Origin of the sequence: Desulforhopalus singaporensis (assembly GCF_900104445.1) — a bacterium.
GTDB classification, from domain to species: domain Bacteria; phylum Desulfobacterota; class Desulfobulbia; order Desulfobulbales; family Desulfocapsaceae; genus Desulforhopalus_A; species Desulforhopalus_A singaporensis.
Window position 1 is genome coordinate 1 of the sequence record NZ_FNJI01000038.1, and the last position, 25,493, is coordinate 25,493.

Annotated in this window: 17 protein-coding genes and 3 pseudogenes; 19 read left to right on the forward strand and 1 reads right to left on the reverse strand. The window is 49.7% G+C overall.

Annotation, left to right across the window (positions count from 1 at the left end; genetic code table 11):
- A partial coding sequence (locus BLQ17_RS18855; RefSeq protein WP_143005557.1) for a transposase occupies positions 1–253 on the reverse strand: 253 nt, incomplete at its 3' end.
- Between the two features lie 734 nt (positions 254–987).
- Here BLQ17_RS18855 and BLQ17_RS18865 point away from each other — a divergent pair.
- The 19 genes and pseudogenes from BLQ17_RS18865 to BLQ17_RS18955 all read left to right on the forward strand — a co-directional run bounded on the left by BLQ17_RS18865 (position 988) and on the right by BLQ17_RS18955 (position 25,493).
- Positions 988–2,790, forward strand: a complete 1,803-nt coding sequence (locus BLQ17_RS18865; RefSeq protein ID WP_092225706.1) for an acyl-CoA dehydrogenase — start codon at positions 988–990, stop codon at positions 2,788–2,790.
- A gap of 341 nt (positions 2,791–3,131) precedes the next feature.
- Positions 3,132–6,404 (forward strand): carboxyl transferase domain-containing protein, encoded by a 3,273-nt coding sequence (locus BLQ17_RS18870; protein ID WP_092225707.1) that lies wholly within the window; start codon positions 3,132–3,134, stop codon positions 6,402–6,404.
- A 56-nt stretch (positions 6,405–6,460) separates the two neighbouring features.
- Positions 6,461–8,179 carry an AMP-binding protein gene (locus BLQ17_RS18875; protein WP_092225709.1) on the forward strand — a complete coding sequence of 573 codons (1,719 nt, stop codon included), beginning with the start codon at positions 6,461–6,463 and terminating at the stop codon, positions 8,177–8,179.
- Between the two features lie 291 nt (positions 8,180–8,470).
- A complete protein-coding gene (locus tag BLQ17_RS18880) occupies positions 8,471–9,679 on the forward strand; it encodes a thiolase family protein (protein ID WP_092225711.1) in 1,209 nt (402 codons plus the stop codon).
- A gap of 26 nt (positions 9,680–9,705) precedes the next feature.
- Positions 9,706–10,578, forward strand: a complete 873-nt coding sequence (locus BLQ17_RS18885; RefSeq protein WP_092225713.1) for a 3-hydroxyacyl-CoA dehydrogenase family protein — start codon at positions 9,706–9,708, stop codon at positions 10,576–10,578.
- A 53-nt stretch (positions 10,579–10,631) separates the two neighbouring features.
- A complete protein-coding gene (locus BLQ17_RS18890; protein ID WP_092225715.1) occupies positions 10,632–11,411 on the forward strand; it encodes an enoyl-CoA hydratase/isomerase family protein in 780 nt (259 codons plus the stop codon).
- A gap of 199 nt (positions 11,412–11,610) precedes the next feature.
- Positions 11,611–12,075, forward strand: coding sequence for a MaoC family dehydratase (locus tag BLQ17_RS18895; RefSeq protein ID WP_092225717.1), 465 nt, complete (start codon positions 11,611–11,613; stop codon positions 12,073–12,075).
- Positions 12,076–12,737: 662 nt separating this feature from the next.
- Entirely contained in the window at positions 12,738–13,856 is a 1,119-nt protein-coding gene (locus tag BLQ17_RS18900; protein WP_143005558.1) for an alginate export family protein, read from the forward strand.
- A 160-nt stretch (positions 13,857–14,016) separates the two neighbouring features.
- A pseudogene (locus BLQ17_RS23285) lies at positions 14,017–14,352 on the forward strand (transposase); the annotation flags it as partial.
- 331 nt (positions 14,353–14,683) lie between these two features.
- The gene (locus BLQ17_RS18915; protein ID WP_092225724.1) at positions 14,684–16,807 is read left to right on the forward strand and encodes a sigma 54-interacting transcriptional regulator; all 2,124 of its coding nucleotides are present in this window, start codon (positions 14,684–14,686) and stop codon (positions 16,805–16,807) included.
- A 480-nt stretch (positions 16,808–17,287) separates the two neighbouring features.
- Positions 17,288–17,679, forward strand: a pseudogene (locus BLQ17_RS23290) (acetyl-CoA C-acyltransferase); the annotation flags it as partial.
- A 128-nt stretch (positions 17,680–17,807) separates the two neighbouring features.
- Complete coding sequence (locus tag BLQ17_RS18925; protein ID WP_092225726.1) at positions 17,808–19,607, forward strand: acyl-CoA dehydrogenase; 1,800 nt, start codon at positions 17,808–17,810, stop codon at positions 19,605–19,607.
- Positions 19,597–19,815, forward strand: coding sequence for a hypothetical protein (locus BLQ17_RS18930; protein WP_092225727.1), 219 nt, complete (start codon positions 19,597–19,599; stop codon positions 19,813–19,815). The genes BLQ17_RS18925 and BLQ17_RS18930 overlap by 11 nt, the downstream gene beginning before the upstream one ends.
- Positions 19,816–20,100: 285 nt before the next feature.
- Positions 20,101–21,351 (forward strand): thiolase family protein, encoded by a 1,251-nt coding sequence (locus BLQ17_RS18935; RefSeq protein WP_092225728.1) that lies wholly within the window; start codon positions 20,101–20,103, stop codon positions 21,349–21,351.
- Positions 21,352–21,551: 200 nt separating this feature from the next.
- On the forward strand, positions 21,552–23,672 hold the full coding sequence (locus BLQ17_RS18940) for an acetate--CoA ligase family protein (protein ID WP_092225729.1): 2,121 nt from the start codon (positions 21,552–21,554) through the stop codon (positions 23,670–23,672).
- A 2-nt stretch (positions 23,673–23,674) separates the two neighbouring features.
- On the forward strand, positions 23,675–23,836 hold the full coding sequence (locus tag BLQ17_RS22715) for a hypothetical protein (RefSeq protein WP_176761317.1): 162 nt from the start codon (positions 23,675–23,677) through the stop codon (positions 23,834–23,836).
- Positions 23,837–23,897: 61 nt separating this feature from the next.
- Positions 23,898–24,167, forward strand: a complete 270-nt coding sequence (locus BLQ17_RS18945; RefSeq protein ID WP_143005559.1) for a hypothetical protein — start codon at positions 23,898–23,900, stop codon at positions 24,165–24,167.
- A gap of 34 nt (positions 24,168–24,201) precedes the next feature.
- A pseudogene (locus tag BLQ17_RS18950) lies at positions 24,202–24,691 on the forward strand ((Fe-S)-binding protein); the annotation flags it as partial.
- 28 nt (positions 24,692–24,719) lie between these two features.
- Complete coding sequence (locus tag BLQ17_RS18955; RefSeq protein WP_092225731.1) at positions 24,720–25,493, forward strand: electron transfer flavoprotein subunit beta/FixA family protein; 774 nt, start codon at positions 24,720–24,722, stop codon at positions 25,491–25,493.

The following is a 25,493-nucleotide window of genomic DNA, read 5'->3' on the forward strand; positions in this document are numbered from 1 at the left end:
TCTCTCGCTCCATCTTCAATTGCTTATTTTCTTTGCGAAGGCGCCTGAGTTCTGCTTGCATCGCTGTCATGTTGCCTGATGATGTGAGATCACCTGTTGGTTGCTCAGCTTCTTTCTTCCATCTACCAAGCAGGTTTGCATTTATTCCGAGATTCCTGGCTGCTTCGGCAATGGAATAGCCTTGTTCGGTGATGAGCTTGACCGCCTCATCTTTGAATTCCTCGCTATAGTTTCGTCTGGTTCTTTTGCTCATGGATAACCTCCCTTAAGAATTGATATTTCACTCTTAAGAAAGTGTCCATTAAATTCCTACCACATCATTTATTACAAACTCATGGAAAACGGATGTAAGGTCGGTCGGGAACGGGTTTGTACGCTTCGTAAGCGGGAAGGCTTGCAGGTTACACCAAAGAAGAAAAAGAAACGACGTATCGGTAAAAGTACATCGCAACTGAGCAAGACAGAATTGAACTGCTACCCTTTATAGACGAATTCAAAAATACAAGATTTCTAGACCCTCTGGCATAAGTGTTGCGTTCCGCACAAGTGTTGCGCTACGCATATGTAGGACGCAACACTTTTGCCAGTTGCCTGATATTACTCCTCGTCTTTTGCGCCCCCGTCTAACTATCTGATTGTTAATCATAAATAATCCGATGTCTGCCATTATTTTTTTTGGCATCTATTTTGCTCCTTCCGATTTTAACAGCTTGGGAGTGTTGCGTAAATGGTGTAGGAAGGAAAATCGGTCCTAGAACTGAAGACCAGGTAAGACATCCTTCAGAGATGTCTGAAGGACTTTCGCATCAAGATATTTTTACCTGATTACCAATCTCAAGCTCAGCTGAAAAAAATCGCAAGTAGATACGCATCTTGGTAACCAAGCGACACGCTGCCAGGTACTTGGTGATCACCATATGTGTCGTGAGGCATGGGTGCAGCCTGACTGTTCAGGGTAGCGCAACCTTCAATAGTGAGAATCGAGAAATGACTATTCCCTTCTTTGATCGACGTAATATGAATTTCGTGCTCAACGAGTTACTCGATGTTGAGCAATTAACCAGGTACAACTATTACCAGGAACATTCACAGGAGACCTTTGACGCAATCATCGAGGTGGCCGAACAGATTGCCAGGGAATATTTTTACCCCCACAATGCCGAATCCGACAAGAATGAACCGGTGATAGTCGACGGCCGGGTGAAGATTATCCCCGAGGTGAAGGAGGCTATCCAAGTTTTTGCCGAGGCGGGTTTTTTTGCCGGCCACCACAGTGAGGAACTGGGAGGCATCCAGCTGCCCTGGGTGGTCAACCAGGCATGCCTTTCCATCTTTCAGGCCGCCAATATCGCCACTTCCGGCTATCCTTTTTTGACCATCGCGGCGGCCAATTTGATTGAGGCTTTCGGCTCGGAAGAGCTGAAGTCCCGCTACCTGCCGCCGATGCTCGACGGGCGCTGTTTCGGCACCATGGCTTTGACCGAGCCGCAGGCCGGCTCCTCTCTGTCCGATATTACGACCACCGCCGAGTCCACACCTGAAGGGCATTATCTGCTCCGAGGAAATAAAATGTTTATCTCAGGCGGCGAGCATGAATTGTCGGAGAATATCGTCCATCTGGTTCTTGCGCGCATCAAGGGGGCGCCGGCAGGGGTCAAGGGAATTTCCCTGTTCTTGGTGCCACGTTACCACGTTAATCCCGACGGCAGCCTCGGCGAACATAACGATGTGGCTCTTTCCGGCCTACTGCACAAGATGGGCTACAGAGGCACCACCTCGACCGCCTTGAACTTTGGTGAAAACGGCCGTTGCGTGAGTTACCTCATAGGCGAGCCGCACAAAGGGCTTGCCTACATGTTCCAGATGATGAACGAGGCCCGTATCGGTGTTGGGATGGGGGCAGCAATGCTCGGTTATGCCGGTTACCTCTATTCCCTCGATTACGCCCGCACTCGTCCCCAGGGACGCCTGCCGGGCAACAAGGATCCGCAATCCAAACAGGTCATGCTTGTCGATCATGCCGATGTCCGACGTATGCTGCTTCAGCAAAAAGCCTACGTGGAAGGTGCCTATGCCCTGGGACTCTATGCGGCCTGGTTGGTTGACCAGCAGAAGATCTCCCCCGATGAACAGGTCCGCCGCGATTGCGGTCTGCTCCTTGATATTCTCACCCCCATCGTCAAGGCGTGGCCCTCGAAATACTGCCTCAAGGCAAACTATCAAGCCATCCAGATCCTTGGCGGCTACGGCTACACACGCGAATACCCGGTGGAACAGTATTATCGGGACAATCGCCTCAATCCCATTCACGAGGGGACCAATGGGATCCAGGCCATCGACCTGCTTGGCCGGAAAGTCTCCTTGTTCAATGCTGCCGCCTTCAAACTGTTGATCAGGGAGATTGCAGAAACCGTCAAGCAGGGTAGCGAGGAAGCCTCTCTCAAGGACTGGTCTCGGGAATTACACCAGGCCCTTCAGGTGGTTGAGGAAACTACAGAGGAGCTGTTGGAGGTGCAGGAGCAGGTTGGGATGGAGGCCTATCTCGCCAACGCCTCCTTGTATCTGGAGATACTGGGACACCTGGTCATGGCCTGGATGTGGCTGCGTCAGGCAGTGGTCGCAAGCCGCCAAATCGAATCGGCTTCAGCATCGAACCGCAGTTTCTATATGGGGAAGCTGCAGGCCTGCGGGTACTTTTTCCGATGGGAACTGCCCAAAATCCAATACCAGAGTCGGATACTCAGAGACATGGACCGTACCTGTCTTGACATGAAGGACGAGTGGTTTTAGGCAGATAAGATCTGCGGAAACGATTTTTGTGCCGCAAAAGGAGGGTGGTCTATGCGTGTTAACAGCTTGTTGAGCCTTACAGGTTTTTAGAGGTATTGCCACAAGTTACAACAAAAAATAATACAATTTGAAGACGTCAACCATTCCGGCATTTAAACGGCCTTTGATTTCAGGAGGGTTGTCCATGTAATGCCCCGTGGCATCCGTGTTGCGATGTTATATGTCAAATCCGGGTAGCAACAACTATAATGGAAAAAACGGAAAAAAAGCACGGTTGAAGAATACTAGCCGCAGGGAACAACCAAACGTGGCAACACATAAAACAAGTAGGAGGCAAACTGATGAAGAGGATCTTAATTGCCAATCGGGGTGAAGTTGCGATTCGCATAATCCGGGCAGCTCGGCAGTTAGGTATAGAGACGGTTGCGGTAAGTGCAAAGGATGATGTGAATGCACTGCACTTCTGTTATGCAGATCAATCGTACGAACTGCCAGCGGCAGGTGCCGCTGCCTACCTTGATCACCAGGCACTGATTGATGTTGCCCTGAAGACGGGCTGTTCTGCAGTACACCCAGGTTATGGCTTTTTGAGTGAAAATGCAGACTTTGCCCGAAGTTGCGCCGCTCAAAGCATCCGCTTTATTGGACCGGCGCCGGAGATTCTCGATCTGTTTGGTAGTAAAGTAAAGGCCTTGCAGCTGGCTCATGAGGTCGATGTTCCGGTTATGCCGGGCACGTCAGAGCCCACCAGCCTTGACGCAGCACGAACCTTTGCAGAAGAGCATGGCGCAGTCATGCTTAAAGCCTTGGCTGGTGGCGGTGGCCGGGGAATGCGCGTTGTTCTTGATCCGAGCGAGTTGGAAGAAGCCTATGAACGTTGTCGTTCCGAGGCGTTGCAAGCATTTGGCAATGGCGACCTATACGTTGAAAAACTGTTGATAAAGGCCAGTCATATTGAAGTACAGGTTGTCGGGGATGGTTCCGGTAAGGTTTGCCACCTTTGGGAGCGTGACTGTACGGTACAACGTCGTCATCAGAAGTTGCTTGAGATCGCTCCCAGCCCAACCTTAGACAGAGATCTGCGAGATCGCATTCTGGACGCCGCAGTCCGTCTGGCGTCACACGTCAAATACGACAATATAGGTACCTTCGAATTCCTGGTTTCGGAGAACAGTTTCTGGTTCATGGAGGCGAATCCTCGTCTGCAGGTTGAGCACACCGTAACTGAAGAAGTTACCGGAGTCGATCTGGTTCAGACACAGATCCATATTGCATCAGGATTTTCCCTGGAGGACCTTGGATTACAGCAGCCTCCAGTCCTCAACGGCTTTGCCATTCAGGCAAGGGTCAATCTTGAGGAAATAGCGGTTGATGGCACCACTATACCAAAGGCCGGCTTACTCAAAATATTCGCACCACCATCCGGCCCGGGAATTAGAGTGGACACTTATGGTTACAGCGGTTACCAAACCAGCCTCCGTTATGATTCCTTGATTGCCAAGGTGATTGGCCGAGGCACTGATTTTGTACAAGCCATTGGCAAGGTAGCGGGCGCGCTTAGCGAGTTCCATATTGCCAATATTCCCTCCAACATACCCTTGCTTCGCGCAATCCTTGGACATCAGGTGTTTATGAATGGCGACTATAGTACGACTTTCATCTCAGACTACACTCAAGAGTTGCATGAATCCATGGGCAACCTGATAAATATTACCCCTCCGTTGACTGTAGAGAGCGATCAGGATTCCAGTGAACATTCTGAGGCGGCTGGGCTGCCTGACGATTACGACCCTGCACATACCATACTCACACCGATGCAAGGCTTCGTTCTTGCCATGGAGGTGGCGGTTGGTGATGAGGTGTGTCAGGGTGATGTTCTCATGGTGATCGAAGCTATGAAAATGGAGCACGTGGTGCGAGCAGAGTACGATGGCGTCGTCACTGCAATCTGTGTCAATAAAGGTGATGCGATCAAGGATAAATGCCTTCTGTTAGTTGTTGAACCCAGTGGCTTGAGCGAACGTTCTTTTGCCCGCAAGCAAACTGCGCCAGCTGATGAAGAGCAGGACTGGAGCGCAGAAGTCGCGGAAATCAATCAACGCTTGCAGTTTGCCTATGCGATGGGAGGTCCAGATAATGTTGCCAAGCAAAAAGCTAAAGGCAAGCTGACGGCCCGCGAACGCATTGACGCTCTGGCGGATGAGGGCAGTTTCACCGAGATCGGTGCCTTGACCGGTTTCAGCAAGTATGACGAGAACGGCAATCTGATCTCCCTGCAACCTGCCAATTTTATTGCGGGGCTGGCCAATATCGCCGGACAACGGGTCACCCTGGGCGTAGACGATTTCACCCTGAGAGCCGGCTCCGGTGATTCAGCTATCCATGAAAAACAAATCTTCCTGGAAAACTATGCCCGCGAAATGCGTTTGCCGGTTGTCCGACTGTTGGACGGTGCTTCCGGCGGAGGCAGTGTGAAGCTGGCCATGGAAAAAGGCTTCCACTATTTACCCGTCAACCCTGGTTGGGATGCAGTGGTTGAAAACCTGTCTCTGGTCCCAGTGATATCTGCTTGCCTAGGTCCGACTGTTGGGCTCGGTGCAGCAAGATTGGTCATGTCCCATTTCGCCATTATGGTGCGTGGAACCAGCCAGATATTCAGCGCTGGTCCTCCTGTCGTCAAGGGCACCACCGGTGAAGATATAAGCGCCGCAGAACTTGGTGGTGCTGATGTTCATGCCAACAACGGCATGGTGGAACGTATCGTGGATTCCGAGACAGAAGCGTTTGAGGCTATTCGCGCCTTCCTCTCCTATCTGCCGAGAAATGTCGATGAACTGCCAAAGCGTATTGAATGTACTGACCCGGTTGATCGCCGCGACGACAGACTGTTGAAAGCTGTGCCGCACAATGAGAGAACGCCCTACGATCTGCAGGTAATTCTAGAGTCCATTTTTGATCAAGGCTCCCTGTTTACCTACGCTGAATATGGTGGCTCCACCATCACTGCTCTGACACGTCTCGATGGCTACCCCGTAGGTGTTCTGGCAAGCAATCCTTTCAAAGGAGCGATCATGTCCGTTGAAGGTGCCCAGGCTCTCACTCGTTTTATCGACCTGTGCGAGACTTTCCATTTACCAATAGTCAGCCTGACCGACCAGGGAGGGGTGTCTATCGGTTCTGAGGCAGAAAAACTCGGTACCATCCGCTACGGAGTTCGCGCCATTTCTGCCGTTTACCAAGCCAAGGTTCCTCAGGCCGAGGTAATTTTACGCAGAGTATTTGGCGTTGGCGGCGCGGGCATGGTGAACCGTCATCGCGCTGCATCCTGCTGGTCCTGGCCTTCGGGCACCTGGGGGTCACTTCCCTCTAAAGGCGGTATCGAGGCAGCATTTAGGGCCTACCTGAACACCGTAGAAGATCGTGAAGCCGAATTGGAACGTCTCAATAAGGAGATGGAGAACATTGCGTCGCCCTTTAGAACGGCTGAACATTTCGGCGTTCAGAATATGATTGATCCTCGTGATAGCCGTCCACTTCTCTGTGAGTGGGTTAAGGATGCCTATTACCGGTTGCCGCAGATGTTGGGTAAACCTTCGTTTGGTACGCGTCCATGATTGGGAAGGTTGTAAAAAATTCTATAAAAAAACAAGTAGACCAGGAGAACTGAAAAATGGATGAACATCAATTGACCCAGATGCTTCGTGCTGATGAGGAAATTATCACCAAAAAACTGGATTACTGGGCCCAGGAAGCAGGGGGCAAAACCTTCTTTTATTACGGTGAGGACGATGTCACGTTAACTTATGCGGAGTTTTCCAAGCGTACTGATGCAATTGCAGGCAACCTCGCAGCGATTGGTATTGAACAGGGTGACCACGTGAGCGTGTTTACAACCAATTCACTGTTATGCACACTGATGATGTTTGGTATTTGGAAGGCCGGAGCAGTTTTTTGCCCGGTCAATTTTTCCTTTTCCCGGCGCTTGTTGGCATATCAGCTAAACGACACTGCTCCAAAGCTGATCGTGACCGCGCCGGATCTGCTTCCAAAAGTGAATGAAATTGCTGAAGAACTCAAATCCTTACCAGCGGTGACAGTTTATCAAGCACCCGAGGGTAGTCATGATTACACTGCCGAGTTACCGGCTGTTCACTCTTCACTCAAAGCAGTTACCTGGGAAGAACTGACCGGGCCAGCAAGCCGGCCTGACATTACGGTCACCTTTCATGACCCGGCTAATCTGGTTTATACCTCCGGAACAACCGGCCCCTCCAAAGGGGTTGTCCAATCTTACCGCTGGATGGCCGGGTATAGTTATGGGCTGCGGGCAATCCTGACACCCGATGATGTCATATACAATGACCTCCCCCTTTACCATGTGGGTGGCGCTATCGCGAATGTCTGTCGCGCAGTATGGGCCGGCTGTGAGGTTGTCGTATGGAACCGTTTCAGTCCTAATGAATTTTGGAATCGTATTCATTCGAGAAAGGTAACCACAGCCATCCTTCTCGATGTCATGCTTTCCTGGTTGACGAAGGCTGAGCCGCGCGATGATGACCGCCGGAACACCCTGAACAAGGTCTACATGCAGCCTCTTCCGTTGAACCATTCGGACTTTGCCAAACGTTTCGGCATCGACTTTGTACAAGCAGCTTTTGGCCAAACTGAGACCGGTATGGGTGCATTCGTCATACTGAAAGAACTGGAAGAAGGTCAAGGTACACCTCCGGATCAATACCATGGAATGAGCCATAGCGAGGTCAAAAAAGCCGCTGAAGAATCCGGCCTGCTCCTCATGGCGGGTGAAAAGGCGACCAGGAAAGGTTTGATGGGATATCCTTCGCCTTTCGTTGAGGTTTCCATTCGAAATGAAAATGATGAAGAATGTCCGGTTGAAGAGCCAGGACAATTAACCTATCGTCCAAGACTTCCGGGACTGCTCTTCCAATCATATTTAGGGAAACCGGAAAAAACCATAGAGGCTCTCAAAAACCTGTGGTTCCATACGGGAGATGCCGCTGTCCTGGATAAGGATGGACTCCTCTATTTTGTCGATCGTTTGGGTGACCGGATTCGTGTTCGTGGTGAAAACCTCTCCTCTTTCCAGGTAGAGGATATGCTGACGCAACTATCAGCCGTGAACATTTGCGCTGTTGTAAGCATCCCCAGTGATGAAGGTGATGAAGATGATATTGTAGCTTATATCGTGCCGTCTGCGGGGAAAGATTTGACTGAAGATGAGGTTCGTTCGTACTCGGATGACAACCTGCCCAAGTTTATGCGCCCTCGATATATCCGGATTGTCGATTCGATACCCCAGACACTGACTCATAAGGTCGAAAAGTACAAACTGCGGAACATGATTCTGCAGGAGCTCGGACGGAAGTAACAGGCCGAAAAGAATTCCGGCAAAAAGGGAGAGCTTCTATGGGCATGGTTATTCTGTGGAAATGATACGTGATGCCTAATTGGATGTTCTGACTGTCGGACTTCATACTCCATCCAGGTACGGGGACGGCCATGGAGGATGGTCCGGCCTGTCGCAATGACTGGCGCATCCCTCTGCCGGGTCTCGGAGGCAGCTTGCTGCACCACCGATGTCATCATCGTGTGCGACAACGGCGTGCTGGCGTAACAGAACCGTTATCTGCATGCGTATTAATCTTAAGGAGAACAACCAATGAGTTCTAGAGAAGTTGTGTTTGTCGAAGGTGTCCGTACTGCGTTCGGTCGCATGGGCGGATCATTGAAGGATCTGTATGCCAGCCGGATAGCCGGCATTGCCGTCGACGGGCTGCTGGATAAAACAAAGATCCTTGAAAAAGGGCATGTGGACAGCGTATTCCTGGGATCCGCCACCGGCTGCTCCGTGGCCATCAACCCGGCCCGGCATGCGGTATTGTCTACAAGACTCCCCTACACCACCTCCGCCTCTTACGTGGAAATGCAATGCGGAAGCGCCATCGATTCCATCAACCATGCGGCGTGGAAAATCCTGGCCGGCCAGGCTGACGTTGTTATTGCAGGGGGCATGGAATCCTACAGCCAGATGACTTTCAAATTTTCTTCATCTACCCAGCCTTACAAATTGATCCCGCCCATGCCCATCTTGCAAAAACTCTCGCCGATTGAAGAAGAGTGCATCGGTATGGGGCTCACCGCTGAAAATCTCCAGGAAATGTACAACATTTCACGAGAGGAGTCTGACGAATTTGCCTTTAACAGCCAGATGCGCGCCCAGGACGCAATCAAGGCAGGGTATTTCAAGGACGAGATCGTTCCTGTGACTATCCCGGCCACCCGAAAGACCCCGGAACAGATATTTGACGCGGACGAGCATCCCCGACCCCAGTCCACCCTGGAAGGCATGGCCAAATTGCCGCCTGTGTTCAAAAAAAACGGCACCGTCACTGCGGGCAATTCCTCCGGCCAGAACGACGGGGCCGCTTTTGTATTGATGATGACCAGGCAGAAGGCGGAAGAACTGGGATACTTCCCAATGGCCAAATGGCTCGCCGGTGCCGATTACGGATGCGATCCTAAAATCATGGGCATCGGTCCGGCTTATGCCATGGTCCAGGCAGTAGGCCGTGCCGGCCTTCAGCTTTCCGAGATAGACGTCATGGAGTGTAATGAGGCCTTTGCCGTACAGAACCTGGCCGTGATCAAGGAGATTGAGAACCAGACCGGCGAAACCGTAGACATGAAAAAGTGGAACCCTTACGGTGGCGCCATTGCATTCGGCCACCCCAACGGCGCATCCGGCGCCCGGATCTGCATGTTCGCCATGCGTCACATGATCAGGAACAACGGCAGATACGGCGTATTCGGCTCCTGCTGCGGCGGCGGCCTGGGCGTGGCTACCGTCATCGAGAACCTACAGAATTAATTTCAAAATCCATAAAGAGACAGACTATGAACATCGACGACATCAAAACCATCACCGTTATCGGCGCCGGAAACATGGGACACCAGATCAGTCTCCAGTGTGCCTTAAAAGGATTCACCACCATCTGCACGGACATCAGCGAGGACTTGCTCAAGAAAGCGGATGATTTCGTGGACTCCTATCTTGCCGGCAGGGTGGAAAAGGGGAAGCTCTCTACAGAGCAGGCCAGGGACGTCCGGCAAAGGATTCACTTTACACCTTCCCTGGAAGAAGCTGCCAAAGATACCGACTATGTGATTGAAGCGGTACTCGAAGTCCTCGATCTCAAGCGGAAGATTTTTGCGGATCTGGACAGGATCGCTCCACCACATGCCATTCTGGCGACAAATTCATCGGCAATAGTCAGTTCTAAAATCGCCGATGTCACCAGTAGGCCGGAGAAGGTTATCAACCTGCACTTTTTTAATCCTGCGCTGGTGATGGAGCTGGTTGAGGTCGTGCAGGGCCCGCATGTGTCCGAGGAGACCGTTCGGGTCAGTATGGAATTGTGCAAACGTCTTCACAAAAAGGCCGTGCATGTAAAAAAGGAAGTCAAAGGGTTTCTGCTCAACCGGATTCTGCTCGCCATGTTCAGGGAAGCTTTCTGGCTTCTCGATATGGATGTTGCCTCTATTGAAGACATTGACAAGGCCTGTATATATGGCGCCGGGCACCCCATGGGGCCGTTTACCCTGAATGATCTCACCGGGCTCGATCTGATGTACACCATGGAAATGGAAACATTCCGGGAGACCGGTAACGTTGCCGACCGGCCGTCGCCTAACCTTGTGAAGCAGTATGTCGAGGGCCGCTACGGAAAGAAAACAGGCAAGGGCTGGTATGATTACAGCGACAAATAACACCTGTAGGATCTCTCTACAGGAAATGCATAACCGATGGGAATAAACATACCATGGCTTCAAAAACTGTATTGCTCAAACAGGAAAATGGAATCGGCTGGATACGGTTCAACCGGCCGGAAAAACTAAATGCCCTCAACAGCCAGGTATTTAAAGAGCTGGAGGAGGCCGTGGCCGCTTGCGAGGAGGCTGATGAGATCCGGGTTGTGATCCTCACCGGCAGCGAAAAAGCCTTTGTCGCAGGAGCGGACATTGATCAAATGGCAGACGCGGACGTTACCGACGCGGCACGGCTAGGCGAGATCAGCATGCGCGCCCAGGAACGGTTGGCCTATCTTGCCAAGCCGACCATCGCCATGATCAGCGGATATGCCCTTGGCGGCGGGCTTGAAGTGGCGTTGTGCTGCGATTTCAGGATCGCAGCTGACAATGCTGTACTCGGGCTTCCTGAAATCACCCTGGGTATTATTCCCGGCGGCGGCGGTACCCAGCGCCTGTCCCGGCTGATTAGTTACAGCAATGCGGCAGAACTGATCATGACCGGTGAAATGATCAAAGCGGATCAAGCTGAAAAATTAGGAATCCTTAACCGGGTGGTCGATCCGGGCGCGCTCGAAGACGAGGTGAAGGCCTTTGCCTCAAAGCTCATCAAGCAGCCGGCAATGGCCTTGAGGGCGGCCAAGACCGCCATGCGCAGGGGGCTGGAGGTTTCGCTCAAGGACGGGCTGTATATCGAACAGGATTGCTTTTGCATGCTTTTCAGCACGGCTGATCAAAAGGAGGGCATGAAAGCGTTTATGGAAAAAAGGAAGCCCTTGTTTAAAGGTTGTTGATACTGAGCAAAAATCCTGGAATCCCTTGAACAGCAATCGAACCCGGCCTGGATCAGTGTTTAAGATCAATAGATCAAGCCCACGCGGAAATTCATCTTCGTTCAGAGTTGGACCCAATTGAAAAATTAATGGAAAAGGAATGCCTTGGTCGGGAATCCGGCCATGGGTATTACAGGTATTTTTTAAAAGGGGAAGTTACATGGCTGCAGTTGAATTTAACAGTTTTGAAACGTTCAAACAAAAAAAGGACGCACCGCTTCCCAAAGGAAAATGGGTAACCGTGACCCGGGAAATGGTCAATGCCTTTGCTGAGGCCACCCACGACCACCAGTGGATCCATACGGACCCCGAACGAGCCCGACAGGAATCATTTTTTGGCATGGCCGTGGCTCACGGTTTTCTGTCCCTGTCTTTGGTGCCTGGCATGATCAGGGATGTGGTCGAGTCTTCCAGCAAGAAAATCGAAGTGAATTACGGATTAAACCGGGTACGCTTTCCCGCACCTGTGCCCGTGGGAAGCCGGGTGCGTCTCTCCTGCCGCATAGGGGAGGTTAAAGAAATGGAGAACAGTGGACTGAAAGTTACCTGGCACTGTGAGGTGGAAATTGAGAACAACGACAAGCCAGTCTGTGTCTGCGAACTGATCGTTCTGATGTTTGAATAGACAGAATTAATTATGAAAGGGCAGAAGTGGTCCCGGTTTTTCAGAGAGAATATGGTCACGGTTAAGGTGAAATCTGAATTAATTAGTTCTACATGACCGTGGTTGAAGCCTGAATCGGTGGCCTGAATTTTTTTCAAAGCCTGGAGAGGGCCAGGCTTTTCTCACACATGATTTTGGTGGGTAAAATTCTCACCGCTTTTAAGACTACAGGATCCGGCATAAAGTGAACTTGATTTCTGCTGCCAGCCCTCTGGACGCAATATACGCTTGTGTCCGCTAATCAATGTACTGACTAATACCAACTGACTACTGAAAAAAATTGTATTCATTGTTACCGGGGAGAAGTTCACCATTCAAGACTGCGTTTGCAAAAGCAAAAAGGCACTGAGTTCTTCCCTCTTTTGAGCCACTTCTTTGCATCTCTCCACAGGTTCGACCTGGGTAAATAGTACAAGCATAGCAGTATATCTTCACGGTTGGCCCCATGGTGTACCGCGAGGTTTTGGCTGAAGGTCAGCTAGCTAACCTGTGAAAGATAAAAACGGCCTTTTGAAGAGAGGGCTAAAAAATAAAATATGGAGAAGATTACAATGAGAAAGATTATTGCTTCAGCCGTTGGCCTCATGCTCGCTGGTGGTGTGGCGACTACTACAGCATCTGCAATGGAAAATCAATTCGGCGGTTACTGGCGTACCCGTGCTATTGTTCAGGATAAATTTAATCAGGACGGCGAAAGCTACGGACGTATTGACAATCGAACTCGTCTCTATTACACCGCAAAATTCAACGACAATTTCAAATTCGTAAACAAGTTCGAATTTGACTCTAACTGGGGCAGCGAACCTCTTGGAGATATCGGCGCTGACGGTATGGTGTTCGAGATTAAGCACTCCTATGCTGATTTCACTCTCGGTAATGTTCGTACCAAGCTCGGTATACAGGGTTACACTATTGCCCGCGGTTTTATTTTTAACAATGACTTCACAGGTATCCTGGTTTCTCCCAAGCTCGGCAACGTTACTCCGACACTGGGATACATCTCCGCAAAGACTGAAGACGGCGGTGGTTATGACTACACCGAAGGTATTGCTTTTTTCCAGGTCGGTGTACAGGTAAGCGACAACCTGAGTCTCACCCCGTATTTTGTATATTACTCAGCCGACGAAGGCACCTCCGTCGACGATGAAGGCGTGGTAACTCCTGAAGGCGATTGGAATTCCTACTATCTCGGTACTGACTTTGACCTGAAGATGGACGTAGCCAGCGTATGGGGTTCTCTTATCTATAACGGCGGCGACTACGGTGATGACGACATCAGCGCATTCCTCGGCGCCCTGGGCGTTGACGCAGGTATCGCACACGGTCAGGTCTTCTTCGCAACCGGCGACGATGATGCCGCTGACGGCGACATGGAAGCATTCTTCAATCCTGTAGGTCGTTCTTACTACTGGTCTGAGATCATGGGTTACGGTGTTTTCGATAATAACGCTTCAGCCGGCTCTCCTGCTGACGGAATCACCAATATTCTCGCAGTTAACGCTGGTGTAACCGTTAAACCTGCCGACAAGCTGACCCTTTCTGCAGACCTCTGGTACGCGATGCTTGCTGAAGACAACGCAGCCGGTGAAAACGAGCTCGGTTTTGAGGTCGACGGTAAACTTACCTACGCGCTTATGGACAACATGAATCTTGATGCCGTTCTAGCATACCTCGCAGCCGGCGATGCTACCGGTGATGAAGATGTTTTTGAGAGTGGTGTACGCTTATCTTTCAAGTTCTAATTTAAGCACCGTACCGAGTTAGCGCAGTTTAACAAAGAAGCCTGATAGAGTTAATTCTATCAGGCTTCTCTTATTGACTGACGTTCTCCCTGAAAGCTGGATATATCAAAATTTGATATTTTCTGGCAAACTGCTCCGAAGACCAGGGAGGTAATCGGCCATGAAAAGATCGAAATTTACAGAAGAGCAAATCGCCTTTGCACTCAAGCAGGCAGAGACGGGAACCAAAGTCGAGGAGGTATGTCGGAAGATGGGAATCACCCAGGCTACCCTTTATACCTGGATAAAAAAATGGCGGACTTGGTCCCAGTGAGCTGAGACGTCTGAAACAGCTTGAAAAAGAGTACCGGCAGCTTAAAAAAATTGTCGCTGATCTCAGTCTTGATAAACAGATGCTCCAGTACGTGCTCTCAATAACGTTCTGAAACCAGATAAGAAAAGAGAACTTGTCGATGATCTTGATCTTCGCTACTGTGTCGGGAAACGGAGGTGTTGTTGACGTAAAACCAACTCCATTATATCGTGTGAATTTATCCTATTTTTCCGCCGGATTAATAATGAACTTCGCTGCCCTGATGGCTATAGTTGTTTGGAAGAAAGGATATCTGAGACATGGTGGGCTGCAGTTACTGTCTGTTTTTATATTGACACCGGCTTTTTTGGTAATCGAAATCCTTGTTGCCGTAGCCTGAATTGTTCAAACGTTAATTACAGGAAATTCGTAAAAAAGACTTCTCAAGATTAATGCACGAATTGATATAAGGGCGGATGATGGGCTGGTCAGTGATTTGAATCTGTCATTGTGTTCCAGTCTAAGGGGTTAGAAAATGGATAAGATTACCAACAAGTTTGATATTTGGGAGGGCGAAGCTATGAACTGTGAAGGGTTGAAGGATGATCATGGAGTGATTGTCGATAACCTGCTTGTTGGGATATGTATTATACAGGAAGGACGATTCAAGTATGTAAATGGACATCTGCTGGATATGTTCGGTTATGATAAGCCTGATGCATTTATCGGAAAATCATTGTGGGACATGACGGTTTCCGAGGACAGATCTGCTGTCAGATCAAGTTATTTCAAATGTGACAGACATCGTGTTTTGCCTGATCGTTTTACATTTCGAGCACGAAAAAAAGATAATTCAATTATCTGGATAGAGATGGGTATAAAAAGTGTTTCTTACAGGGGCAAATCATGTGATTTGGGAAATATGGTCGATATTACCCCATCGAAAATGGCGGAAGAAGCGCTACGGGAATCGAGGTATAGATATCGGATTGTACTTGATGAAATTGAAGACGGTTTTGGGGAAATAGATCTTTCTGGAAAAGTCATTTTTTGTAATGATTCGTTTATAAAAATATATGGATACCCACGAGATGAGTTAATTGGTCTGGATTATCGAGAATATCTGGATAGTAACACAGTTGATGCTGTCTATAACGCATACAACAAGGTATATGTTACTGGGATACCGAATAAAGGATTTGCCTATGAGATTATATGTAAGAATGGGACCAGGAAAATTGTTGAAAACTCTATATCTTTAATTGAGAATTCAGAGGGCATTCCTGTAGGTTTCCGCAGTATCGTACGTGATATTACTGCCAGAAGACATGCTGAAGAAGAACTGGCAAAGCATCGTAGCCGTTTAGCGGCCATATTTAGCAGTGTCAGGGACGCCATTATTACCGTTGACACCAACATGGTAGTGATTGAAGCGAATAAGGCGGTGAAAACGCTTTGTGGTATGAGTGCTGAGTATATAATCGGAAAGGTATTCACGGCTGTTCCTAATCACTGCAACAAATCATGCTACAGGTTAATAAAAGAAACTCTGGAAAGAAAAACAACGATTAAAGAATACAGGATTGAGTGCGGGCCTCGCCAGGTAGTTGTTGTCAACAGTTCTCCACTTTTGGACCAGGATGGCAAGTTTATCGGAGGAGTCCTTGTCATACGGGATATAACAAGGCTTAACGACCTTGAAAAAGAATTGAAAGAGCGGCACCATTTTCACAACATTATTGGTAAAAGTATTGGAATGCAGGAGATATACAGCCTTCTAGAGGATCTTGCTAATATAGAGACAACGGTTTTGGTAACCGGTGAAAGTGGTACAGGAAAAGAACTGGCAGCTAAGGCGATTCATAATGGTGGAAACCGAGCTTTTAAAAAATTTGTTGCTGTAAATTGCTCTGCTCTGGCTGAAACCTTGCTTGAAAGCGAGTTGTTCGGTCACGTGAAAGGCGCTTTTACAGGTGCAATCAGGGACCAAGAAGGTCGTTTCAAAGCTGCTGATGGAGGAACGATCCTTTTGGATGAAATCGGTGATATTTCACCAAAAATACAACTGAAGCTTCTTCGCATACTTCAGGAAAAGGTATTTGAGCGGGTGGGCGACTTGACCCCTGTATCGGTGGATGTCCGGGTCATTGCCTGTACAAATCGTAATTTGGCAGAAATGGTACGGAATGGGGAATTCCGTGAGGATCTTTATTACCGTCTTAAAGTTGTCGAGATCAAACTTCCACCGCTCCGTGAGCGGCTTGATGATATTCCATTACTTGTGAATCATTTTTGCAGTATTTTAACTACCCGTTTTAAAAAAAATATTGAAGGGGTGTCAGATGAGGTGCTCAAGGCATTCATGGATTATGCCTGGCCAGGAAATATCAGGGAGTTGGAACACGCATTGGAACGAGCTTTTATCCTTTGTCGAGATCGGAGAATTATGCTTTCACATTTGCCATCGGAAATCAGAGAGTATTCAAGAAATACAAAAGCTGTTTCAAAAAAAAGATTAGATGACGGACCTGAAGAGACACTTTTGGCTTTAAACAAAACCGATTGGAACAAAGCCAAGGCAGCACGCCTGTTGGGAATTGACCGGAGTACTCTTTATAGACGAATTCAAAAATACAGGATTTCTAGACCCACTGAATAAGTGTTGCGTCCTGCAGATGTGCTGCGCTACACATCTGCAGGACGCAACGCTTATTCCAGTTCCAGACATGACTTCTCGTCTATCATCCCCCTGCCTAACTATCTGATTGTTAGACATAAACAATCCGATGCCTGCCATCATTTTTTCTTTGGCATCTATTTTGCGTTCTCCGATTTTAACAGCCTGTCAAACATATCAATCCGAAGGGTGATTGGCGACCATTGATAAAGTAATCTTGGTTTTCGCTTTATGTGCAATTCCAATAAGATACTATTGCCATGCAATGTGCGCTATCTGGCGTAGGGATTAATAATGGTAGCTGGATATTTTCAACGGGAGGCAGATATGAACGTTAAAATTAGCCTTAAAAGGAAAAAACAATATTCTACTGGTTCAGATGAACAACAATCCGGTGAATTCGCTCTCCCATGAGGTTCGCAACGGTTTGAGCCAGGCACTGAAGGCAGCACTTGGTGATAATTGGCAGAACATCGCGGGCTCTCCCCCCTGGGGATCTACCGTGACATGGCTGTGACCGGTTGCGAGCCGGACGGGATGGGGATCGGGCAGGTTTTCGCTATTCCCAAGCTCCTGAAAACAAACGGCCTGAAAATGGATGATATCGGACTCTGGGAGTTGAACGAGGCCTTCGCCGTCCAGGTAGTCTACTGCGCTACAAACTCGGCATCCCAGACGATCGACTTAATGTCAATGGCGGTGCCATCTCCATCGGTCACCCCTACGGCATGAGCGGCACCCGCATGATCGGACATGCCCTGATCGAAGGGAAGCGGCGCAGCGTCAAGTATGTGGTTATCATCATGTGCGTTGGTGTCGGCATGGGGGTTGCCGGTCTGTTCGAGGGGGCCTGAGGCACTTGACAGGAACTGTAAAGAGGAGAGGACTGCCCGGTTCACAAGAGAATGCTCTTCTCGGTCTTATACAACAGCAGCTTTTTTGAACATCTATCTATTAACCCAGCACCGTAAGAAACCAGATCATGAATAACACACTCTTTAGCCGAAGAAATCTACAGTTTCTGCTCAATGAAGTGATCAAGATTGAAGAGATCTGCAGCTACGATTATTTCAGCGATCATGATCGTGACACCTTCGAGATGATTCTTGATACCGCCGACCAGATCGCACGCAATCAACTGCACCCCTATTTCAGCGAGATGGATAAGAAACCACCGGTCTTTAAGAATGGAAGGGTTGAGGTGCACCCGATGGTTAGGGAATGGATGACCCAGGCCGGCGAAGGGGGCTGGATCGCGGCCTCCTTTTCCTATGAAATCGGCGGCCAGCAGTTGCCGGTTACCATACGGACGGCGACCAGCTTCATGTTCAGCGCCGCCAACTATTCCGCCGCGGTCTACCCCGTTCTGACCACCGGTGCAGCCGGTCTGATCGCCACCTTTGGTAGCGAGAAACTGCAGCAGACCTACCTACCCACCATGTTCGCCGGCAAATGGCAGGGAACCATGGCCTTGACCGAACCGCAGGCCGGTAGTTCCCTGGCGGACATCCGTACCAGGGCAATCCCGACCGAAACAGACCACTACCTGATCAAGGGGGAAAAGATCTTCATCTCTGCCGGTGATCATGACGGCGTGGACAACATCGTTAATCTGGTCCTCGCCAAGATCGAAGGAGCTCCGGCAGGCGTCAAAGGGATCTCGCTCTTTGTCGTTCCCCGCCTGCGCCCGACCGAGGACGGACTCATCTATAACGACGTGACCACCTCCGGCACTTTTCACAAGATGGGTTACAAGGGGGCCCCGATTACCCACCTGAGCTTTGGCGATAACGGCGACTGCCATGGCTATTTGGTCGGCGAAGCACACCATGGGCTCACCTATATGTTCCGGATGATGAACGAAACCCGTCTTGAGGTCGGCAATGCCGCCGCGGCCATCGCCTCGGCTTCTTATTACAATGCCCTGAACTATGCTCAGGAGCGCCTCCAGGGGCGCAGGGCCAGTGCCAAGGATCTGCTCCAGCCGATGGTGCCGATCATCGAACACGCCGACATCAAGCGGATGCTGCTCTTTCAACGCGCCATTGTTGAAGGCTCCCTAAGCCTGTTGCTGCAATGTTCCAAATACGCCGACCTCTGCCAGGTCGAACAGGAAGAGCAGAAAGAGCATTACGAATTGCTGCTTGACCTCCTGACACCGATCGCAAAAAGCTACCCTTCAGAGATGGGAATTCAATCAACCAGCTACGGGTTGCAGATTCACGGGGGCTACGGCTACTGCGACGAATATCCCCAGGAACAGCTCTACCGGGATATTCGCATCCACCCGATACACGAAGGGACCACCACAATCCAGGGCATCGACCTGCTTGGGCGTAAGGTGCAGATGCAAAAAGGCATAGCCTTCCCCCTCTTTGTCGCCCAGGTGGAGAAAGCCATTGAGGATGCTAACCAGGACCAGGATCTGTCACCTTATGCCGAACGGTTGAAGGGTGGACTGACCGCCCTGATTGAGGTCACCGACAGGTTGGTCGGTACCAGCGCTGTTGATCCGGAACTTATCCTGGCCGACTCAGCACTCTATCTGGAGTTGTTCGGACTGGTTGCTATCGCTTGGCAATGGCTGTTGCAGGGGACAACTGCTCAGCGCGCCCTGCAAACCGACCCGAGTGAGCGAGAAACAAGTTTCTACCAGGGGAAAATATTAACATTACGATATTTTTTCCACTATGAACTGTCCAAGTATCACGGCCTCGCCCTGCGACTTGGTGAACGGGACGGACTGACGGTAAGGTCTGGAGTTGAAGATTTTGAAGACTGAACTTTTTGCCACTGGGTCAGGCTGCCTGACGCCGCGAACTGGGAAAATGAAGAGGATCACCACCAAAATGCCCTATCATGTCGGCGAGGTTCACCTCTATCTGACAGAGATCGTTAGTGGGTTGGTGCTGTTATACGTCTTTAAAACTCATGGACATTTCGACCATTTCGGTCTTGCCAGGATTCCTGGAAAAGGAGACAACTGCTAAGATTAATTTTTCGCGCGACACTGCAGCACAATTATTCGGCAAACAAACCTATATTGACAACCTGGTCTGGTTGACAAAGTCTCTCGGATCAACAGCGCGGCGACTCTGCCGGAGCAGTATCTCCTGGCCGAAGAATGGGGAGAACTGTTGCACAGTCTGGGCATCGCGCCCGCCTGACCATCAGCAACGTAAAGACACCAACCGTCCGATTGTTAAAGAAATCGATCAAATAAGCATTGTGGCGGTTTAAATCTTTAATATCATAATATACATGAGGTTTATACAATGGAAGAGGTAGTCATCGTTTCAGGTTGCAGAACAGCCATTGGTAGCTTTGGAGGGACTTTGCTTCCCATGAATGGGGCAAGCCTTGCTGCCGTTACTATGAAGGAAGCTGTTAAAAGGGCAAATATCGATCCTGCCTTAATTGATGATATCAGGTATGGGAGTTGCGTAGAATCTTGTGACACCCTTAATGTCACAAGAGTCGGAGCATTGCTGGCCGGAATCCCAGACACGGTCCCTGCTGCCACCGTCAACAGGGTTTGTATCTCAGGGATGGAAGCCATGATATCAGGGATGGCTATGATCCAGGCAGGTATGGCGGATATTATTCTGGCAGGTGGTACGGAACATATGTCCTCAATTCCTTATACTGTTCCCAAGGCCAGGTGGGGCTGCAGGCTGCAGGACAGCACCTTCGTGGACAGCTTGATCCACGCACTCCATTGCGGTTCACACATAATACCACATCCTGAGGACGGCCCGGTGGATGAGACACAGGCCCCTTTGAGCATGTTTGTCGGCAAACCATATATCATGGGACACACCACTGAGTTTATTGCCCAGCACCTGGATATTTCCCGCAGAGAAATGGATGAGGTGGCATTGCGAAGTCATAACGAAGCGGAACGTGCCACCAATGACGGATCTTTTAAAGATGAAATCGTACCCGTTGAAGTCCCACATAGACGTAAAGAGTCTATTGTTTTTGATAGAGACGAACACTTCAAGCCGGGCGTGACCCTGGAACAACTTGAGGCCCTGCAACCTGCTTTTGTGCCTAAGATTGGAAAGGTAACCGCAGGAAATTCCTCTGGAATAAATGATGGGTCAACCGGCATGATCATCATGTCCGCCTCCAAAGCCAGGGAACTTGGTTTGGCGCCTATTGCTAAAATCAAGGCCGCAGCAAGGGGAGCCTGCCATCCCTCTATCATGGGCCTTTCTCCTGTGCCGGCGGTTCAAAACCTGCTCAAGTCAACAGGAATCGAGATTGGGGATTTTGACCTCTGTGAAGTAAATGAAGCCTTTGCTGGACAGTATATTGGCTGTGAGAGAGAGCTTGGCCTTAATCGTGATATCACCAATGTTAACGGTTCCGGTATTGGTCTTGGCCATCCTGTCGGTTCCACAGGGGCGCGCCTGATTGTGACCCTTATGTATGCGCTCAAAAACAGAAACAAATCCCTCGGCCTTGCCACTCTATGCGGCGGGGGAGGGGTATCGATGGCCTGTGCTATTGAAATGCTCTAAGGTATTGGGGAGCTACAATTGTCTGTTCCATGACAGTTCGGTTTTTTAATCCGGTTCGTTTCTGCCCTTGGGCTGTGCTGCTCCGCTGAGATGGACCTGGAAAAACGTAATCGCGGGATGTTTATTGCACTTTTAACTTTGGTATCCTCGCTTCATTTCGCAGCTGGAAGGTGCAATAAACCCACTTTCAGGAGGGCGTCATGAGTCTTCGGCAGTTAGGTTTTATAGAGAGCGTTAATCTCCTTCAAGGTCACGGTATTGACGTTGAGGGTATCCTTGCTTCCAGCTTGGAGGAGGTACTCTTCGCGGCAGATAGTGTCGGGTATCCTGTGGTACTAAAGGCAGTATCGGAAAAGATTATCCACAAATCTGATATTGGTGCTGTATTGCTTAACCTGCACGATCGTGCTGAAATTGAAACGGCATATTTCCAACTGCTCGACAATGGTTTGCAGGCCACCGGAGAGCCATTGGACGGTATCCTTGTTCAGGCAATGGCAAAGCCCGGATTTGAGCTTTTGCTCGGTGCAAAACAGGATCCTAGTTTTGGGCCGGTTACCATGCTTGGATTGGGGGGACGCTATGTCGAGTTATTCTCTGATGCCGCAACCGGTATTGGGGTGTTAACACGGCAAGATGTATTGGATATGTTGGTTGAGACGAAGGCTGGCCATATACTGGGGGGATACAGGGGCCAGATACTCGACTTTGATGCTGTTATTGAACTGACAATAAAGGTATCAAAATTTATGGCTGAGCATCCGGAGATCCATGAAATGGATTTGAACCCGGTGCTGGTCTACGAAAAAGGCTATGCAATTGTAGACTCCAGACTCATCGGAGGGGAGGTGGTTGCCTATCCGGACTTTGAACAGATCACTCAGGAAAAAATCAACACTATTCAGGCGATATTTGATGCCAGGTCGGTGGCAATAATTGGTGCCTCAAGGCCCGGTACCCAGGGTGGGGTTATCCTTAAAAACTGCCTGGGCATCGATCGAATTTATCCGATACATCCGCGGTTTGATCAGCTTCATGGTCTCAGATGTTATCCGAATCTACAGGCTTTGCCTGAAATTCCCGAAGTGGCAGTCTTTGCGGTTAACCCGGAAAGGACCCTGCAAATATTTGAAGAATTTTGCACGATGGGCGGCAAAGGTGCCATCATTTTCAGTGATGGTTTTGCAGAAGTAGGTCGGCACGATCTTGAAAAGAGTCTTCTGGAACTTTCCAAGCAACATAACGTCCCGTATATCGGCCCCAACTGCATGGGGGTTATCGATAATTTTTCGAAACTGAATACAAATTTTATCCCCGAACAACGTTCAACCCCGGTCACTACGCCAAATGGCATCGGCGTCATTTCCCAAAGTGGTGGCATAGGACTGGAACTCCTGGAAATGTTTGGGGCAGATAAACTCAATATTGGTCGCTGGGTGTCAATCGGCAATGGTTCCAGCCTCGGTGTCCCGGAACACCTGGCCTACATGGGAGAGGATGATCGGATCAAAGTGATAGCCATCTATCTTGAAGGGGTAGCGGATGGTTTGAAACTGATGGAGATTGGGCGGAGGGTAACCAGGAAAAAACCGGTACTGATAATAAAGGGGGGAGTCGGTGGAGGAGCCGAGGCGGCATTGTCCCACACTGCGTCGATGGCCGGAAGCCACGAAGCGTTTAAGGCATGCTGCAGACAGGCAGGATTTTACCTGGTGGAAGACTTGACGGAAGATCCGAAAATCCTGGTCAACGTCTTATCAATGCTCACCAGTCAACCCGTTCCTCTGGGGGATAAAATAGCCGTAGTCAGTGTTGGCGGGGGGGCCGGAATTCTTCTTGCGGATCAGGTGACCGAAGAAAAGATGGCGCTTGCATCCTTTACAGCGGAAACCAGAGTTCGACTGCAACAACTGATGGGAAAAAACCTCGCAGCGGATACTTCCGCCCTGAAGGCGTCGACACTTCAGGGCGTAGGAAACAATCCTATTGACATGTTTGGCGATTGTGATGATGAACGACTGCTGGAGGCGCTTCGAATAATTGATGATGATCCGAATACCGACGTTATTATTACAGCTATTTACCTGCAGGTTCCTTTGCTTTCCGAATACCTTCCGGAACGTCTGGTCGATCTGAAAAGCGAGTTGAAAAAACCGCTCATTATCTCTCTTCGGGGGTTTTCCGACTATGTCCTCCGCAGCAGTGGATACATGTCTGCAAAACAACTGAAGTCGTATACGGTGCCGATGATAAAACCGATGCGAATTGCCTTGGATATCTGGCAGAAATATAAAAAATCTTTTTTGGACAAACGTTTCTAGAAATGAGCGTAGAAGCAGATGAAAGCTTCAGTAATACCCTGGCCATGGTAGTACAGAACACTCATGATTTGGTGATTGACGATGAAGATCAAACGACCGTTCTCTTGTCACCTTTTGTCACCAAAATGGTGGAGGATGGGGTAACCAGGCGTAAGGCTGGATAGGGCTTTTATCGCCGGGGAAAAGCTAAAGACAGCCTTGACCGGTGAATGCTGTGAAGTGCCAGTGAGGAAAGAGAGTGTTCGGCTCGATATCCTGAGGCGCAGCGGTAAGATGATTGAGGCTAATTCCGATGCCGCCATCTTCGACCTTGGTGATCGAGTTTTCGATTTGGAGTTCCATACCAAGATGAATGCCATCGATATTTGGCATCATGTCGATGAACGAAAAGCGGTCCTGTGTGCTGAAAATGAGGGAACCTGGACAACTGCTGATGGTCGCATCGAAATTTCGGTGAATGGTGCGGGGCATGAATTCGTAACCGATAAAGAGTAAGCGCTTCAACGTTGTGACTGGTTTGTCGGGATGAGTCACCAACTGCCCGCACTGTTACAACAACACCCTGGAAAAGGATTACCGGGATCTGGGCCTTTGAGGTGGCGGTTGAGAGCTATACCGTATTTCTCGAAGGGTTACTGAGCAGTGGCAGGCTGACGCTCAACAGAGACTCTTTCACCTGTACCTATCATGACTCCTGTTACCTTGGGCGTCATAACGATATCTATGATCCTCCCCGTTCGCTCATTGGAGCCGCCGGCGGCCGGATCGTTGAGATGGTTAAGAATCGTAATGAAGGATTTTGTTGCAGTGCTGGAGGCGGTCGTATTCTGGCTGAGGAGAAATTAGGTGAGCGGATTAACGTCAAACGCGTAGAGATGGCTGTTGTGACCGCGGCCCCGATCCTCTTGTCCAATTGCCCGTTCTGTTTGACCATGTTTGAAGATGGTGTAAAAGGCGCTGATGTCGAGGAGATACTGCAGCCACGTGATATTGCCGAAGTGCTTGCCGACCGTCTATAGAAGATCACAACACGAGTGGAGGAATGTAATGAATGTTCTGGTTTGTATAAAGCAGGTTCCGGATATGGAATCAAAATTCAGGGTGGATGCGGCTGGTACCTGGTATGACACGACGGAACTCGCCTGGCGGATGAACGAGTATGACGAATACGCAGTTGAGCAGGCTGTTCGACTGAAAGAGCAGGTTAAAGACGCCGATATTACCGTGCTGTCAATCGGCTCCGACAAGGTCAAGGAGACCATGAAAAAGGCGCTGGCGATGGGCTGTGATCGCGGTGCACATATAGCCGACGATAACGTCAGCGGTAAAGAACCTTGCGAGATTGCAGGCGTGATCGCTGAATATGCAAAAGAGAAAAACTTTGATGTCATCTTCACCGGGATGCAGTCCCAGGACCGCGGTAGCGGCCAGGTTGGTGTGCTCGTGGCCGAGATGCTGACGCTTCCTGCGGTGACGACCATCGTCGACTTTGTTTACAGCGATGGACGGATAGAAGTGAAAAGAGAACTTGAGGGCGGTATCAAGGCAAAGGTGGCTTTTACCAGTCCTGCTGTCGTCACCTGCCAGCTGGGACTCAACACCCCGCGATATCCGACTCTGCCCAATATCATGAAGGCCAAGAAAAAAGAGCTGCTCTCTATTCCGATTAAGGATCTGCTTAAGGTAGACGCCAGACAGCATACCGATAAGGTGTACTTTCCGGAGAAGAAAGGTGGCGGCCTGATCATCGAAGGCGAACCGGCTGAACTGGCTGATAAGCTGATCCAGATCTTGAAAGAAAAAACCGGCGTCTTAGCCTAG